This is a genomic window from Burkholderia sp. BCC0419, assembly GCF_902830285.1.
In the GTDB taxonomy this organism is placed as follows: Bacteria; Pseudomonadota; Gammaproteobacteria; order Burkholderiales; family Burkholderiaceae; genus Burkholderia.
Genome location: NZ_CADESR010000002.1, coordinates 523,688 through 540,069 on the forward strand (window position 1 = coordinate 523,688; position 16,382 = coordinate 540,069).

At 67.0% G+C, this 16,382-nt stretch carries 15 protein-coding genes; 10 read left to right on the forward strand and 5 right to left on the reverse strand.

All coding sequences use genetic code 11. The features are described from left to right. Positions 1-189: 189 nt before the first annotated feature. The 3 genes from HWW87_RS15835 to HWW87_RS15840 all read right to left on the reverse strand — a co-directional run bounded on the left by HWW87_RS15835 (position 190) and on the right by HWW87_RS15840 (position 3,458). On the reverse strand, positions 190-978 hold the full coding sequence (locus HWW87_RS15835) for an alginate lyase family protein (RefSeq protein WP_244107241.1): 789 nt from the start codon (positions 976-978) through the stop codon (positions 190-192). Positions 979-983: 5 nt separating this feature from the next. Next, positions 984-1,145 carry a hypothetical protein gene (locus HWW87_RS37150; protein WP_244107244.1) on the reverse strand — a complete coding sequence of 54 codons (162 nt, stop codon included), beginning with the start codon at positions 1,143-1,145 and terminating at the stop codon, positions 984-986. A gap of 207 nt (positions 1,146-1,352) precedes the next feature. Next, positions 1,353-3,458, reverse strand: coding sequence for a TonB-dependent receptor (locus HWW87_RS15840; protein ID WP_175821077.1), 2,106 nt, complete (start codon positions 3,456-3,458; stop codon positions 1,353-1,355). A gap of 392 nt (positions 3,459-3,850) precedes the next feature. Between HWW87_RS15840 and HWW87_RS15845 the strand changes: the two genes are divergently transcribed. The 9 genes from HWW87_RS15845 (at position 3,851) to HWW87_RS15885 (ending at position 12,938) form a co-directional block, all read left to right on the forward strand. Further along, complete coding sequence (locus HWW87_RS15845) at positions 3,851-5,431, forward strand: acetolactate synthase large subunit (protein WP_175821078.1); 1,581 nt, start codon at positions 3,851-3,853, stop codon at positions 5,429-5,431. 49 nt (positions 5,432-5,480) lie between these two features. Beyond that, positions 5,481-6,293 (forward strand): SDR family oxidoreductase, encoded by an 813-nt coding sequence (locus HWW87_RS15850; protein WP_175821079.1) that lies wholly within the window; start codon positions 5,481-5,483, stop codon positions 6,291-6,293. 15 nt (positions 6,294-6,308) lie between these two features. Further along, positions 6,309-7,346, forward strand: coding sequence for a sialidase family protein (locus tag HWW87_RS15855; RefSeq protein ID WP_175821080.1), 1,038 nt, complete (start codon positions 6,309-6,311; stop codon positions 7,344-7,346). A gap of 11 nt (positions 7,347-7,357) precedes the next feature. Next, complete coding sequence (locus tag HWW87_RS15860; RefSeq protein ID WP_175821081.1) at positions 7,358-7,873, forward strand: VOC family protein; 516 nt, start codon at positions 7,358-7,360, stop codon at positions 7,871-7,873. A 48-nt stretch (positions 7,874-7,921) separates the two neighbouring features. Next, positions 7,922-8,527: an amino acid synthesis family protein gene (locus HWW87_RS15865; RefSeq protein ID WP_175821082.1), complete on the forward strand. Its 606-nt coding sequence runs from the start codon at positions 7,922-7,924 to the stop codon at positions 8,525-8,527. A gap of 27 nt (positions 8,528-8,554) precedes the next feature. Next, a complete protein-coding gene (locus tag HWW87_RS15870) occupies positions 8,555-9,454 on the forward strand; it encodes an alpha/beta hydrolase (RefSeq protein ID WP_175821083.1) in 900 nt (299 codons plus the stop codon). Continuing rightward, the gene (locus HWW87_RS15875; RefSeq protein ID WP_175821084.1) at positions 9,451-11,079 is read left to right on the forward strand and encodes a bifunctional 3-(3-hydroxy-phenyl)propionate/3-hydroxycinnamic acid hydroxylase; all 1,629 of its coding nucleotides are present in this window, start codon (positions 9,451-9,453) and stop codon (positions 11,077-11,079) included. The genes HWW87_RS15870 and HWW87_RS15875 overlap by 4 nt, the downstream gene beginning before the upstream one ends. Further along, entirely contained in the window at positions 11,069-11,401 is a 333-nt protein-coding gene (locus HWW87_RS15880) for an NIPSNAP family protein (protein ID WP_175821085.1), read from the forward strand. Before HWW87_RS15875 ends, HWW87_RS15880 begins: the two co-directional genes overlap by 11 nt. 85 nt (positions 11,402-11,486) lie before the next feature. Continuing rightward, positions 11,487-12,938 (forward strand): NAD-dependent succinate-semialdehyde dehydrogenase, encoded by a 1,452-nt coding sequence (locus HWW87_RS15885; RefSeq protein ID WP_175821086.1) that lies wholly within the window; start codon positions 11,487-11,489, stop codon positions 12,936-12,938. 52 nt (positions 12,939-12,990) lie between these two features. Here the strand turns inward: HWW87_RS15885 and HWW87_RS15890 are convergent, their stop codons facing one another. Continuing rightward, positions 12,991-13,719, reverse strand: a complete 729-nt coding sequence (locus HWW87_RS15890; RefSeq protein ID WP_175821087.1) for an IclR family transcriptional regulator — start codon at positions 13,717-13,719, stop codon at positions 12,991-12,993. Positions 13,720-14,041: 322 nt separating this feature from the next. Between HWW87_RS15890 and HWW87_RS15895 the strand changes: the two genes are divergently transcribed. Next, positions 14,042-15,097, forward strand: coding sequence for a porin (locus HWW87_RS15895; protein ID WP_175821088.1), 1,056 nt, complete (start codon positions 14,042-14,044; stop codon positions 15,095-15,097). A 62-nt stretch (positions 15,098-15,159) separates the two neighbouring features. On the opposite strand, the gene HWW87_RS15900 is transcribed toward HWW87_RS15895, so the two are convergent. After that, positions 15,160-16,308 carry a porin gene (locus HWW87_RS15900; protein ID WP_175821089.1) on the reverse strand — a complete coding sequence of 383 codons (1,149 nt, stop codon included), beginning with the start codon at positions 16,306-16,308 and terminating at the stop codon, positions 15,160-15,162. Positions 16,309-16,382 lie beyond the last annotated feature (74 nt).

Genomic DNA, 16,382 nt, shown 5'->3' on the forward strand with positions numbered 1-16,382 from the left:
TGGCCGAAACGCCCGACGCCGGATGCCCGGCGCCGGGCGTTTTGCTAGCTACGGGTACGCGTCGGGCAGCAACGGCGCGGGTGCGGCGCAGGCCGTGATTGCGGACGCGTATGTCGATGGCGGCAAGGCGACCCAGGCGCTTTCGATCGTCGGGATTCGCCACCGATTCTGACACGCGAGCGGCGCGCGTCACGGCAGCGGCGCCCCCCACGCCGCCGTCACGTCGCCGCCGAGCCGCCATTCGCTGAACGGGCGGCGCGGCGCGATGATCGCCGGCAGGCGGCGATCGTGAAAGTGCGCGTAGTACGGCTCGACCCAGCTCAGTTCGTCGCGAAACGTCCACGGAAACAGGTCCTGCTTGACCGGCTTGATCTTCCTGGAACTCGCCGGATCCTCCACTGCGTCGATCACGAGGTTCGCAAGGCGGCTGATCGTCCCGTCGTTTTCTCGATAGAGATCGATGTTGCGCCGCTGAACGAGTTCGGCCGCGAACACGAGCGGCAGCAGTGCAAAGGTGTGATAGTGGAGTGCGCGGTTGCCGCGCTTTACCTCGCGTGCGAGCGATCCGTCCGGGCCGATGTCGCGAATGCCTTCGCGTACCCGCAGCAAACCGGAATCGATCAGGCTGGCATCGTCGGTGACGGTGCCGATCGCGATCAGGTCGAGCCCGGCCCAGTACACGAGATTGTTGTGCAGGTGGTTGATCGTTTCCGCATTGCGGGTCGCGATCGCGATGCGTTCGAGCCATGGGTCGATCGCGTTGAATGGCGCACGGTTCGCTTCGCGCAAGCCGCGCGGCATGCGCAGGATCACCATCGCGAAATCGGTGCCGGCCCACGAGCACTCGTAGTAGCCCTGATAACCGGAGATCGGGCCCATCAACGCATCCGATTGCGCCCAACTGTCGAGCAGGGTCGATGCGCACGACCAGTCGCCGCGATCCGCCGCGGTGTTCAACTTCGCAACGAAGTCGCGCATCGGCTTCACATCGCGCGCATAACCGGTGGGTCGTCGTAATAGCCGGGCGGATCGATCGTCCGCACGGGGGCCGGCACGTCGCATGCGTGGCTGGCCGGGGCAGCGCCGACGAGCGTGCGGATGGCGAACGAAACGGCGAACAAGGTTCGAACGGAAAGGGCGCGCATGGGGTTCCCGGCGATGGCGTATCGGGGTGGGCGTTGGACCGAAGGCAGTCTAGCGCCCCGGTCTTTCACCCACCTTTCCCGGTCGAGCCGTTGCGGAGCCGATCCGGCGCCGATGCATGCGATCCTCGACATCATTCCGGCCCGCACTCCGTACATGCCGGGCAAACAGGCCGCGCGGTTCGTGTTCGGCGGCCGGTGCGCGACGCCCTAGAACGTGTACGCGAGCGACGCGAACAGGCTGCGCGGCGCGCCCGGCGTGACCCACAGGCTGTTGTACGAGCTGACGTAGGTGGTGCGATTGAACAGGTTGTTCAGCACGACCGACGCACGCAGGTGCTTGTTGACCTGAAGGTAGCCGTTGAGCTGCACGGTCGCGTAGGCCGGCAGCTCGAAGCCGTCCTGCGTGTTGGCCGTGTTGCCGGCCCGGCGCCCGACATAGATCACGCCGGCACCGGCGCCGGCCTTGTCCGCGAACGGCAGGGTGGTCTCGTACATGAGTAGCGCGCTGCCGCTCAGCCGCGGCACGTCGACGAGGCGTGAACCGGGCGCCAGCACGGAATCGCGCGTGACCTCGGCGTCGACGTACGCGAAGTTGGCGATGCCGCGCAAGCCGTGACCGAGGTCGCCGCTCCATTCGAATTCGACGCCGCGGCTGCGTACTTCGCCGGCCGCGCGCGAGAAGCCGGCATTCGCCGGATCGGCGGTGAGCACGTTGCGTTTGGTGACGTAGAACGCCGAGACGGTCGTGAGCCAGCGCGCGCCCGCCCATTTCGCGCCGGCTTCGTAGCCGTGGCCCTTTTCGGGATCGAACGCGTGGCCGCCGACGTCGGCGCCGTTGTTCGGCCGGAACGAATACGCGGTGTTCGCATACAGCGACAACGCGGGGCTCATTTCATACACGACGCCGATACGCGGGCTCAGCGCGGTCTGCAACTGGCTCGTCGTCACGCCCTTCAGGCGGTTGTCGATCGACTGGTGGAAGCGATCCCAGCGCAGCCCGGCCAGGATTTTCCAGTGCGGCCCGAACGCGAGCGTGTCCTGCGCGTAAACGCCTTGGCCGTCATCGCGTTCGAGCAGGTTGGTCGCGGTGCGCGGCGTCGGCGCGGGCTGGCCGTAGACCGGGTCGAAGATGTCGATCGCATACGGCGCCGCGGCGGTCGGCGTGGAGCGCGTGACGAACTGGTCGTAGTTGAAGCGATACGCATCGACGCCCATCACGAGCGTATGGCCGATGCCGCCGGTGCGAAACGTGCCGGCCGTCTCGAGGCGGCCTTGCAGGTCGTTCGAGTGAAACGCGACTTGCCGGTAGCGGCGCCACAACGTGCGGCCGTCCGGCTGCAACGCGAATGCCTCGGACGAGCGCCCCGACAGGTCGGTGTTGCGTTGCGCGACGCCGGCGTTGATCGACCAGGCTGAATCGATGCGATGCTCGAGCGTGAACTGGTGGCCCGTGTTGCGCACGTCGTAGTCGCCGTCGCGCGGCTCGCCGAGGAAGCGCGACGCGGGGATCACGCCAAGCTGGCCATTGACCGCCAGCACGCCGCGATCGAGCGGCGCTTGCTGACGCGCACTCTCGAACTCGTAGTGGAGCGTCGTGTCCGCGCCGATGTCCCAGGTGAACGATGGCGAGAACAGGTAGCGTTTGCTCGATACCGTGTCGCGAAAGCTGCCGTTGTTCTCGTTCATCGCGACGAAGCGGTACGCCAGCGATTTCGTGACGGGGCCGGTCGAATCGAGCGTCTGGCGCAATGCGCCGTAGCTGCCGGCCGACACGCCGATGGTGTTCGCGCGGGCAAACTGCGGCTGCTTCGTCGTATAGCTGATGATCCCGCCCGGATCGCCGCGGCCATACAGTGCGGACGCCGGCCCCTTGAGCACTTCCATGCGCTCGAGGTTGACGGTGTCGCGCGGCACGCTCATGCCGCGATTCCACGAAAAGCCGTTGACCAGGTAGTCGGTGCCGGACGTGTTGCCGTCGCCGGCGAAGCCGCGCACCGCGTAGTTGTCCCACAGGCCGCCGAAGTTGTTCTGGCGCGAGACGCCCGCGACCCAGTCGTAAAGATCGTCGCCGCGCGTGGCGGCCACGGTCTGGATCAGCTTCGTATCGACGCTGCTGACCGCGAACGGAATCTCCATCACGTCCGCCTCGCTGCGCGTCGCGCTCGTCGATTCGCGCGTGCGAAACGGCGCTGTCGCGCGTTGCGCGGACACCTCGATGGTGGGCAGCGACGTTTCCTGCGCGTCGGCGGCGCTCATGCCGGTTGTGCCGACGACGATGGCCATCGGTGCGGCCGCCCAGTTCCTCCTGCTCATACATCTCCTTTTAGTGTGTTTTGCGTTCGGGCACGGCGGGCGGCCTCGCGCCGACATCTGTGTTCCAAACAGTACATTTGCGCGGCAATTTAATGCAAATGAGAGGCATTTGCAATCGTAATTTCAAGATTCGGCGGGGAAAGCGAAACGGCAAGTCGCACGGACCCGATCGGGGGGAAGGGTGGATTTTTTAAAATTCCGAATGGCGGGAAATTGATCGTGATGCGACGGCGGCCGGATAGAACTTCAGCCTCGGACACACGAAAAATATCCGAAAAATTTCGGGTAAACGTGGATCTCGACGGGTCGCAAAAGCGAAAGGAGTAGTTTGACAAATCCCGTAATTCGGGATTACAGTAAAAACACTTGAGCCAAATCCGTCGAGCAGCCGCATGAACATCCCACAACTGGACAGCGATACCGAAGCAAGAAGCGGAGCGAGCGTCGTGCTCACCACGGCGCGAGACGCCGGCGTCGACGTCTGTTTCGCCAATCCCGGCACGACCGAGATGCCGTTCGTCGGTGCACTCGATACCGTGGCCGGCATGCGCTCGATCCTCGGGCTGTTCGAGGGCGTATGCACGGGCGCCGCGGACGGCTACGGCCGCATGGCCGGCAAGCCCGCGATGACGCTGCTGCACCTCGGGCCCGGCCACGCGAACGGCATTGCCAACCTGCACAACGCGCGCCGCGCCCGCACGCCGATCCTGAACATCGTCGGCGATCACACGCGCGAGCATCTGAAGTACGACGCGCCGCTGACGTCCGACATCGAATCGCTCGCCCGTCCGGTGTCGGTGTGGTATCGCAGCGTGGCGCGCGACACGGATCTCGCGACGGATACGGCCGATGCGATTTCGGCGTCGATGGGCGCGCAGCGTGGTGTCGCGACCCTCGTGCTGCCCGTCGATCTCCAGTCGGCCGTGGTGCGCGGCGCGGCGTCGCCGGCCGTCGTTCGCGCGGCCGCGGTGTCGTTCGATGCCGCTCGGGTCGAACGGGTGGCCGATCTTCTGCTCAGTGGGCATCGCGCCGTCCTGCTGATGGGCGGGCGCGCGCTGTCGGCGCGCGGGCAGCGGGCGGCGGCGCGTATCGCGGCGGCGACCGGCGCGACCTGCTTCAGCGAAACGTTTCCTGCGCGGGCGGAGCGCGGCGGCGGCCTGCCGGACATCGACCGCCTGCCTTATTTCCCCGAGCCGGCGCTGGCGGCGCTGGCCGGCCGGCGCGTGGTGCTGGCGGGCGCGCTCGCGCCCGTCACCTACTTCGGCTACGAAGGTATTCCGGGCGAACTCGCGCGGCCGGAGGACATCGCGACGCTGGCGACACCGGGCGATGCGGCGGACGACGCGCTGGAGGCGCTGGCCGATCGTATCGGCGCGGCAACGAATGACGAGGGTGTCCGCGTCGAGCGCTGGCGCGTGGAGGACGGGCCGCTCACGCCGCAGGCCGTCGGCCGCGTGCTCGCGAATGCGCTGCCCGACGATGCGATCGTGTCGATCGAAGGCGGCACCTGCGGCTACCCGTTCGTGACCGCGTCGGCGCGTGCGCGTCGCCACACCATTCTCACGAACACGGGCGGCGCGATCGGCCAGGGCCTGCCGGTGGCGCTCGGCGCCGCCGTCGCGTGTCCGGACCGCCGCGTGTTCGCGCTGCAATCCGACGGCAGTGCGCAGTACACGATCCAGTCGCTGTGGACGATGGCGCGCGAGCGTTTGCCGATCGTGATGCTGATCGCATCGAACCGGCGCTACGGCATCCTGCAGACCGAGCTCGCGCGCAGCGGCTTGCCGGCCGATACGCCGCACGCCAGCCGCCTGACGCAACTGGACGATCCGCCGATCGACTGGCTCGCGCTGTCGCGCGGCTATGGCGTGCCGGCCGAGCGCGCGGGCACGACGCAAGCGCTGGTGCAGGCGCTCGACGACTCGCTCGCGCATGCCGACGGGCCGACGCTCATCGAAATGCAGTTGTCCTGATCGCGCAATCCGCTCCTTTCTCCCCTCCCGACTCTCACCTTTCATCGCTATGGATCTGCAACTCCACGGAAAAGCCGCGTTCATCACCGGCGGCAGCATGGGCATCGGCAAGGCGGTCGCGCTCGAACTGGCGCGCGAAGGCGTCAACGTCACGATCGCCGCGCGCCGCATCGAGCACCTCGAAGCGGCGGCCACCGAGATTCGTGCGGCGCTCGCGCCGCTGGGCGATGCGGCCGGCGCAATCCTCTCCGTCACGGTGGACACGACCGACATGGCGTCGATCGAAGCGGCGATGGCCGCGAGCGTCGAGCGCTTCGGCCGGCTCGACATCCTGCTGAACGGCGCCGCGCATCCGGGCGGGCTCGTGCGCGCGGAGCTGGAGCACGCCGATCCGCAGGGGCTGCTGCAGGACATCGATATCAAGGTGGTCGGCTACCTGCGTTGCGCGAAGGCGGCCGCGCCGTACATGCGGCGCAACGGCTTCGGCCGGATCGTCAACATCGGCGGCCTGACGGGCCGCGGCAGCAAGCAGCTGTCCGGCATGCGCAACGTGGCGATCGTGCACCTGACCAAGACGCTGTCCGACCAGCTCGGCCCGTTCGGCATCACGGTCAACACGATTCACCCGGGCGTCGTCGAGACGCCGCACATCCACGAGCTCTACGAGAAGGAAGCGCAGAAGCAGGGGCTCACGGCCGCGGAGGTCGAGGCCAACTACGTGAAGGTCACGCCGATCCGCCGCGTGCTGCAGCCGGAAGAAATGGGGTGGATCGTCGCGTTTCTCGCATCGCCGAAATCCGGTTCGATCACCGGCGAGTCGATCGGCTGCGACGGCGGGCTCACGCGCGGCATTTTTCTCTGACACAAGGAGCATTTCATGACCGCAACCGTACTGGTCGCCACCGCGGGGCAAGGTATCCTGCGCTCGAACGACGACGGCAAGACCTGGCATCGCCTCGGGCTCGCCGAACCGATCGAGTTCGACGGCATCGTGCGCGCGCTCGCGGTGGATCCGGCGACGCCGTCGCGCGTCTATGCCGGCGCCGATTCGGGGCTGTGCATCAGCGAGGATGGCGGCGCGCACTGGTTTCGGCCCGAGAACCTGCTGAACGGGCAGACGGTCTGGTCCATCGCGATCGACCCCGCGAACCCGGCGGTGCTCTATGCGGGCACCGGCGCGCCGTCGCGCGCCGCGCTCTACAAGTCGAGCGACGCGGGCGTGACCTGGGAGCGAACGGCGCCCGAGTTTCCGGAGTTTTGCTCGGGCGTCAATCGTCCGCGGCTGCTGACGATCTGCGTGGACCCGGACGACAGCCGCAACGTCTGGTACGGCGTGGAGGAAGGCGGCGCGTGGCGCAGCCGGGATGCCGGTGCGAACTGGACGCGCGTGGACGGCAACGGCACGGCGATCCGCAACAGCGACATTCACGCGATCGCGATCCTGCCCGCCATGCAAGGCCGGCCGAAGACCACGGTGCTGCTGACGGTCAACGCGGTGTACGTGAGCGAGGACGATGGCCTGACCTGGGACGGCAAGCTGTCGCGCGACCGCTTCGACGGGTTGTACTACACGCGCACCGTCGTGCAACTGCCGGAGCCGGCAGGCGACCTGCTGATGGCGATCGGCGACGGCACGCCGGGCACCCGCAGCCGCATCTACCGCTCGACCGATCGCGGCTACGCGTGGCACGAGACGGATCTGCACACGCCGCCGAATTCCACGTTCTGGGCGTTCGGCGTGCATGCGGCCCGGCCGGCGCTCGTCTATGCGGGCACCAAGTACGGACACCTGTTCCGTTCGCGCGACGGCGGCCGGAACTGGACCAAGGAATGGCGCGATTTCAGCGAGATCACGGCGGTTGCGTGGACGCCATTCGAGGCGCCGCTTGCCGCCCACGCGCAATCGACCCACTGAGCGGAGCGAAGATGACACCGTCCGATATCCGGCAACGCGCCGAGCGTGCGAACGCGAGCGGCCTGCCGCTGCCGACGCCGCGCGTGCAGCGCACCCACCTGTCGCTGTTCGTGCGCGACCCTGTCGGCTCGAGCACCTGGTACGCCGAAGTGCTCGGCATGACGGAAACCGCGCGCGGCGAGCAGTGGGTGTTCATGTCCTTCGGCCAGAAGCACCACGATATCGCGCTGATTCGCGCGGCATCCGATGCGGAACTCGGCACGATCGGCCTGCAGCACTACGGCCTCGAAATCGCCGGCGGACTGACCGAATTGCGCCGCCTGTACGGCATGCTGATTCGCCGCCACGTGCCGGTCGTCAAGATCACCGACCACAAGGTCGGGATCGGTGTGTATTTCACGGACCCGGACGGCAACCGGCTCGAATTCTTCTGCGAAACCGTCACGGACGACGAGGAGGGCAAGCGCGTGCTGCATCGATACAACGCGCCGAGCGATCCCGTCCAGCTTGAGCCGTTGTTCGACTGACGCGCTGCCTTTCAATCCGCATATTCGACGTTTTATATAGGAATGCAAATGAGTAAGACCGCCAATTTCGAAGGATTTCATATTCGCAAGTGGTACACGCAGATCGAGGATTCGCTCGCGAACGAATCCGGCCAGCTCGCGGATGGCGAGCCGCTGCGCAAGATCGTGATCGCCGCGGCCGTTCACAACCCGTATGCGGGGCGATTCAGCGAAAACCTCGACGATCTCGTGCGCCCGTCGCCCGCGCTCGGCAAGGAGTTTGCGGGACGCATCGAAGCGCTCGCCGCTGGCCGCGCGATCGAGAGCTACGGCAAGGCCTGTCTGGTCGGTTCGGCCGGCGAATACGAACACGGCAACGCGTTCCTGACGTCGATCTTCGCGGAGCCGATCCGCGCGGCGCTGGGCGGCGGCAAATCGTGGGTGCCGTCGAGCGGCAAGCGCGGCCCGATCAATACGGTGATCGACGTGCCGCTCGCGCACAAGGATGCGCTCTACGTGCGCTCGCACTACGACACGGTGACGTGCCTGTTTCCCGATGCGCCCAACGACGACGAAGTGCTGGTGATCTTCGCGTTCGCGACGCGCGGCCGGCTGCATGCGCGGCTCGGCGGCCTGAAGGCGAGCGAGATCGTCGGTCGCGACGGTCTGGTCTGAGCGCGCATGCAGGCCGGGGAGCACATGATGAACACGGCATCCGCCAGGGATGGATGGGTCGATAACGATGGACTGCGGCTGCACTACGTGAGCTGGGGGCGCGACGATGCGCCGGCCGTGGTGATGCTGCACGGCTTGCGCAGTTACGCGCATACCTGGGCGCCCGTCGCCGCTGCGCTGGTCGACCGTTACCGGGTCGTCGCGCTCGATCAGCGGGGGCGCGGGTTGAGCGACTGGGATCTGCGGCGGGACTACTACGCGGCGGCCTACGTGCGCGATCTCGACGCGCTGGTGCGCGCGCTCGACCTGCGACGGTTCGTGCTGGTCGGGCATTCGATGGGCGGAGCCAACGCGTTCGTCTACGCGGCGGCGCAACCGGAACGGCCCGCCGAACGGCTCGCCGGCCTCGTGATCGAGGACATGGGCCCCGGCGCGTCGGCCGGCTCGCCGGGTTCGGAGCGCATCAAGCGCGAGCTGAAGGAAACGCCGGACACGTTCGCGTCGTGGGACGACGCGCGCGCATTCTGGCGACGCCAGCGGCCGAACATCGCGGAATCCGCGCTCGATTCGCGCATCGCGCATTCGCTCAAAGAGGGCGAGCACGGCCGGATCGTATGGCGGCACGACGCGGAAGGGATTGCGGCGGCGCGGCTGGCCGCGACGCCGGAGCAACTCGTCCATCTGTGGCCGCTGATCCTCAACCTGCACGTGCCCACGTTGTTGTTGCGCGGCGGCGATTCGGACTTCCTGTCCGCTGACGTGGCCGCCGAAATGGCGGCCGCCAATGCGGAAATCGAGCGGATCGACATTCCCGGCGCGACGCATTACGTGCACGACGATCAGCCCGATGCGTTCAATCGCGCATTGCGGCCGTGGCTCGATCGTCTCGACGATCCGGCATGGCGCGTGGGAGGCGAGGGCGCATGAAAGCGAACAATCGGAACCGAACCTCGGTCGCAATCGTCGGCGCGGGACCGAACGGTGTGGCGATGGCGAACCTGCTCGGCCTGTACGGGGTCGATACGATCGTCGTCGAGCGGGCACCGCAGATCGTCGAATTCCCACGTGCGGTCGGCATCGACGACGAGGCGCTGCGGCTGTTTCAGACGGCCGGTCTGGCCGACGAGCTGAGCCGCGACATCATTCAGAACGTGCCGCTGCGCATGTTCAATGCGAACGGCGAATGCTTCGCCGACATCCGTCCGTCGATACGCGAGTTCGGCTGGTGGCGCCGCAACATCTTCATGCAGCACCTGGCCGAACGCACGCTGCGCGATGCACTGGCACGCTATCCCCAGGTGTCGCTGCGGACGGGCGAAGAGGTCGTCGGTCTGGAGCAGGACGAAGCATGCGTGACGCTTCAGGTGCGCGCCGCCGACGGGCAGCAATACGAACTCGACGCCGACTACGTGGTAGCGGCCGACGGCGGGCGCAGCGCTGTCCGCGAGATGCTCGGCATCAAGCTGGCCGGTACGACGCATCCGATGAAGTGGGTGGTGGTCGACGTGAAGAACGCGCAGCTCGACCAGCCGTGTACCGCGCTGAACTGCGACCCGCAACGCCCGAACGTCTGCATTTATCTGCCGTTCAACTACCGGCGTTGGGAATTTCTCGTGTTTCCGCACGAGGACGAAGCGGCGATCGCGCAACCGGCGTCGATCCGCGCGCTGATCGAACCGTATGTCGACGACGTCGAGCGGCTCGAGATCGTGCGTGCGCGCACCTATATGCATCACTCCCGGGTGGCCGAACGTTTCGTCGCCGGACGGGTGGCGCTCATCGGCGATGCCGCGCACCTGAGCCCGCCGTGGATCGGCCAGGGGCTGAACGCGGGGCTGCGTGATGTCGGCAATCTGGCCTGGAAGCTGGCGGGGATCGTGAACGGCACGTTGCACCCGAGCGCGATCGCGACGTACGAATCGGAGCGCCGCGATCACGCGAAGGCGATGATCGATCTCGCGGACACGTTCGGCGCGATGCTGATGCCGACCAGCCGTCTGGTCGCGTTCCTGCGCGACCGTTTCCTCGGGCTTGCGCGGTATGCGCCGGGCCTGAAGGATTACGTGCTGCAGATGCGCTTCAAGCCGATGCCCAGCTATACGCGCGGGATCGTGGTCACGGGTACGTCGGACGCGGTCGGGCGGATGATCGTCCAGCCCGACGTCGAAACGGCCGACGGCGCACGGCGCAAGCTCGACGACGTGCTCGGCCCCTGGTTTTCGATCATTGGCTGGCGATGCGATCCACAGGCGTGCCTGAGCGACGACGATCGCGCGTTCTGGACCGCGCTGGGCGCGAAATTCGTGCAGATCGTCCGTTCGCGCAGCGGAACGTGCCGCGAGCAGCGCATCGCGAGCGCGCACGACAGCGAGTGTGTCGAGGACGTCGACAACGCGATGGCCGAATGGTTCGACAGGCACGCGGGGCCGCTCGTCGTCGTCCGTCCGGACCGGTACGTGGCGGCGCAGACGGACGCGGTCGGCATGGCAGGCGTGACCGCGGTGTTCCAGGCGTTTGCGTCGCGCGAACGGGAGGCCGAGCATGTTGGTTGAGCAACGCACCTACACGCTGGTGCCGGGCGGCGTCGCCGAGTATCTGCGGCTCTATGCGGAGTGCGGTCGCGTGCCTCAGGAGCACGCGCTCGGCACGATGGTCGGCTGTTTCGCGACGGAGATCGGACCGCTGAACCAGCTCGTCTATCTGTGGGCGTTCGAGTCGCTGGACGATCGCGCCCGGCGTCGCGCCGTGCTGATGGCCGATTCCGAGTTCAAGGCGTTTCGCGGCAAGGTCCGGCATCTGCTCGTCCGGCAGGAAAACCAGATCCTCCGACAGGAAATCGGCGGCCTGCTGCGCGCGCCGCCATCGGTTGCGTGATGCGATCGTCGCCCTGTCCATCGTGCATCGTGCGGTCTCTACCGAGGTATCCGTCTTGATTCCGTTTACGCCCCTGACTTCCCGCATGACGCCTGATCTGCAACGCGACTACGCGTCGCTCGGGTTGTATATCGACGGCCGGTTCCTTCAGGCCGACGGCCGGCGCACGCAGCCCGTTCTCGATCCGGGAACCGGCGATGTGCTCGGCGACTTGCCGCATGCGGCACCTGACGATATCGACGCCGCGGTGCGCGCCGCGCATCGCGCGTTCGCGACCTGGCGCCACGAGTCGCCGCTCGCTCGCTCGGATATCCTGCGCCGCGCGGCTGCGCTGGTGCGCGGGCGGGCCGACGCGATCGGCCGCCACATCACGATGGACCAGGGCAAGCCGCTGCGCGAGGCGATCGCCGAGGTCGTGTCGTCCGCCGAACAGCTCGAATGGCATGCGGAGGAGGGGCGTCGCACGTACGGCCGCGTCGTGCCGTCGCGCTCGCCGGACGTCGCGCAGACGGTGCTGCGGGAACCGATCGGCGTGTGCGCGGCGTTCTCGCCGTGGAATTTTCCGTTCAGCCAGGCGATGCACAAGATCGCGGCCGCGCTTGCGTCGGGCTGCACGCTGGTGCTGAAAGGGCCGGAGGAATCGCCGAGCGCGATCGTCGCGCTCGCGCGCATCTTTCACGATGCCGGCTTGCCCGCGGGCTGCCTGAACATCGTCTGGGGCGTGCCGGGCGACGTGTCCACGCAACTGATCGAGTCGCCGCTCGTGCGCAAGATCTCGTTCACGGGTTCGGTGCCGGTCGGCAAGCAACTGGCGGCGCTCGCCGCGTCGCACATGAAGCGCATGACCATGGAGCTGGGCGGGCATGCGCCGGTGCTGGTCTGTGCGGACGCCGAAATCGAGCGCGCCGCGACGATGCTGGCCGCGTACAAGTTTCGCAATGCCGGGCAGGTGTGCGTCTCGCCGACGCGTTTCTTCGTGCAACGCCCGGTGTTCGAACGGTTCGTCGCCGCGTATCTCGACGCGGTCGGCAAGATTCGCGTCGGCTATGGGTTGGACGAGGCGACCACGATGGGTCCGCTTGCGCATGCGCGACGCGTATCCGAGATCGACGCGTTCGTCGCCGACGCGAAGGCAAAAGGCGCGGAGATTGCCGCGGGCGGGACGCGCTTGGCCGGACCGGGGCATTATTTCGCGCCGACGGTCGTGCTGGGCCCGTCGCGCGACACGCGGCTGATGAATGAAGAGCCGTTCGGCCCGATCGTCGGAATCGTGCCGTTCGATGCGCTCGACGATGGGCTCGACGAAGCCAACCGCTTGCCGTTCGGCCTCGCGTCGTACGCGTTCACGACGTCGGCGCGCAATGCGCACCGGATCGGCCGTGCGCTCGAAGCCGGCATGGTCAACATCAATCACTTCGGCATGGGGCCGGCGGAGATCCCGTTCGGCGGCGTGAAGGACAGCGGCTTCGGCAGCGAGGGCGGAACGGAGACGTTCGACGGTTACCTGGTCACCAAGTTCATCACGCAGATGAACTGACCGTGTGCGCGTCGGTGATCGGCGCGGCATCGTTCGCGATGCCGCGGAATGCTCAGGTGGCGTCGCCGATCTGTGCGGTGGCGTCGATCAGGAGCTTGCCGAGTACGTGTTCGTCGAACAGCGCGAAGTGTTCGGCGCGGAAGACCAGCGACAGGCTGCTGTTGACCTCGCCGCTGCTGGCGGTGCGAATCGGTGCGGCGATGCCGACGAACCCGGCGTCGAGCTCGCCGCGCGAGATCCAGTATCCCGCGTCGGCAATCTGCTGGCAGGCGCGCCAGAACTGCGTCCAGTCGGCCGCGAACTCACCGAGCTCGGCGTTGTGCCGTTCGTGCAGGCGCTTCAGCCGCGCGCGCGACATCGCGGCCACGATCACTTTCGACGAAGCGCCCTGGAACAGCGGCATGATGCGGCCGCGGCCGAAGCCCAGTTGCAGATTCTCGGCGCCGGTTTCGTGCATCACGTTGATGATCTGCTCGTCGAACAGCGTCGAGACGAGCGCATCGCCGCCGGTGACCTGAACCAGTTTCTGGATGACGGGCTTCGCGGCGGTGAGCGTCGGGTCCGACTGCCGCATGTTGTAGTCGAGATGGATGATGCGCGGGCCCAGCGTATAGCGGCCGTTGCTGCCGACGAGCAGGCCGACGGAAGCCAGTTCCTTCACGTAGCGATAGCACGTGGTGCGCGAAAAGCCCATGTGCTCGGCGATTTCCTCTGCGGTCATCGACGTCGCGGACGAAGAGAAGACGTCGAGGATGGACAGCATTTTGGTGAGGCTCGACATGACGTGATCCGGGATTCAGACGGCTTGCGGCAATGGAACGGGAAGGACGAATACGGTTCGGGCTGCCCGGTCGCGGCACGGAATGCGGCGCCGCGGGCGACAGGCCGTAGTCTAACGTAAGTCGTGCAGGCGGCAACCGGAACCGCATCGGCGAAAGCGCGGGAAGCGGCGGAAAGCGGGCCATCCACATCGAAGTGAATCGTTTTTCCGTCGATTGATATGGATTCCTATTTTATAGATGAAATCGCACCGGATCGATGTGGCTGCCGTGCCGGTCAGCTCGCGGACGCATCGGCCGGGACGATTCGATGAGGAGAAGCAGATGAAAAGGTGGTTCCGAATGGTGGCATGGTGCGGCTGCGGTGCCGTCGCACCAGCGTTTGCACAATCGAGCGTGACGCTCTACGGGTCGCTGGACACGGGCGTGACCTATACGAGCGACGTGGCGTCCGCCCCGCGTGGCGGGCGTCAGCTTGCGTTGCAGGCCGGCGTGTCGCGCAACGACGTGTGGGGCCTGACGGGCAGGGAGGAGCTCGGCGGCGCCAATTATGCGGTGTTTCGGCTCGAAAGCCAGTTCCAGACCTCCGACGGCGCGCTGACCGTGCCGGGCTCCGCGTTCAGTTCGCAAGCGTACGTCGGGCTCGGCGGCGACTGGGGGACCGTGACGCTCGGGCGCCAGTTCGATTTCGTCGGCGATCTCCTGCCGGCCTTCGCGATCGGCGCGAACACGCCGGCCGGCCTGCTCGCGTGGGGCTTGCCGGCGAATGCGTCGGCGGGCGGCGCGCTCGACAACCGCGTGTGGGGCGTCCAGGTAAACAATGCGGTGAAGTACGTGAGCCCGACGTTCGGCGGTGTCGCGTTCGGCGGCCTGTGGGGGTTCGGCAACGTGCCTGGCACGGTCGCGCGCAGCAGCGTGCAAAGCGCGATGCTGTCCTACACGCAAGGCGCGTTCAGCGCCGCACTCGCCTATTTCGGCCAGCACGACGTGACTGCCGGCGGCAATCTGCGAAATTTCTCGGGCGGGGCCGGCTACAACGTCGGGCCGTTTCGCGTCTTCGGCATGGTGTCGGACGTGCGGATCAGCGCCGCCGCGCCGCAGCGGGCCACCACCTATGACGCCGGGTTGACCTATTCGGTCACGCCGTCGTTGCAGCTCGGCGGCGGCTTCCAGTACCAGCAGCGTGGCGGCGACATCGGCTCGGCCAACCAGATCACGTTGAGCGCCGACTGTTCGCTGTCGAAGCGTACGGGCCTTTACGCGGTATTTGCACGCGGGCACGACAGTGCGTATGGTGCGCAAGTCGAGGCGGCGCTCGGCGGGGCGGCGACCGGCTCGACGCAGACTGCGGTTCGGCTCGGGCTGCGGCATCAGTTCTGACGGTACGGGAAAGCACGGGCTGCCGCGTACGCCGCGCGCGAGCCCGTGTTTTTCCGCCGGGTTCAGAAGCGATGCATCGTCCCGACGCGCAACGCCAACTGGTTGCGGCCCGACGACTGCCCGGCCGTGCCGAGCACGTGCGCGTAGTCGAAATCGGTGCCGGTATTGCCGGTTGCATGCTGGTACGCGCCTTGGATGTACGTCGAGGTCCGCTTGCTGAGATCGTAGTCGAGCATCATCGACACCTGGTGCCAGCTCGGCGACGCATCGCCCGCCGCCGTCGCGACGTGTGCGTGCGTGTAGGTATAGGCGGCGCCGAGCCAGACGTCCGGCCTGAAGAAATACTGGCCGTTGACCTCGAAGTTGTCGAATTTCCACGCGTTCTGCGAGCCTGCCGCCGGCTGGTTCGCGAAGTAGAGATTCGACTCGGGGTTGGTCACGTCGACGTGCGAATACGCGGCGGACACCGTCAGTTTGTCGCTGAACTTGTACGACATGCCGGCATCGATGTTCTGCTGCGAGCGGCCGCTGAAGACCGTATCGTCGCTCGACAACGCGCCGCCCGCGGTCGCGCCGCCGTTGTTGGCCTTCAGGTACGCGACGGCAGCGGAAAAAGCGCCCGCCTGGTACAGCACGGCGGCGCTGTAAGCGCGGTTTCGCGCGAAGCCGCCCGCCTGGTTCGCGAGCCCGTAGAGCACTTCGCCCTTGAAGCCGGCGTAGGAAGGCGACACGTACTTGACGCTGTTCTGGATGCGGTAGTCCCAGTCGGCGTTGTCGTTGTCGTACGGGTGCGCGCCGAAGTCGCCGAGCCAGTTGCCGGTAGCCGTGAACGGGCTCCACATGTCGAGCGTGGGGTCGTACTGGCGGCCGAACGTGAGCGTGCCGAACCTGTCGGAATCGAGCCCGACGTAGGCCTGCCTGCCGAACATCCGCGACGTCACGCCGAGCGCTCCGGTGCTCGCGTTGAAGCCGTTCTCGAGCTGGAACAGCGCTCTCAGCCCGCCGCCGAGATCCTCGGTGCCTTTCAGCCCCCAGTTGCTGCCGACGGTGTCGCCGCTGACCATCTGGTAAGCCTTGCTGCCGCCCGCGTTGCTCGTGAAATTGACGCCTTCGTCGATCAGGCCGTACAGCGTCACGGTGCTTTGTGCATAGGCGGTCAGGCCGAATCCCATGGTGCTCGCGGCCGATACGGCCGCCATCATCTTTTTCATCGTCGATCTCCGGGTGTGGACGGCCAACGCGACGCGACGCGGTTTCCGACGGCGTGCGGCGGCACCGGACGCGT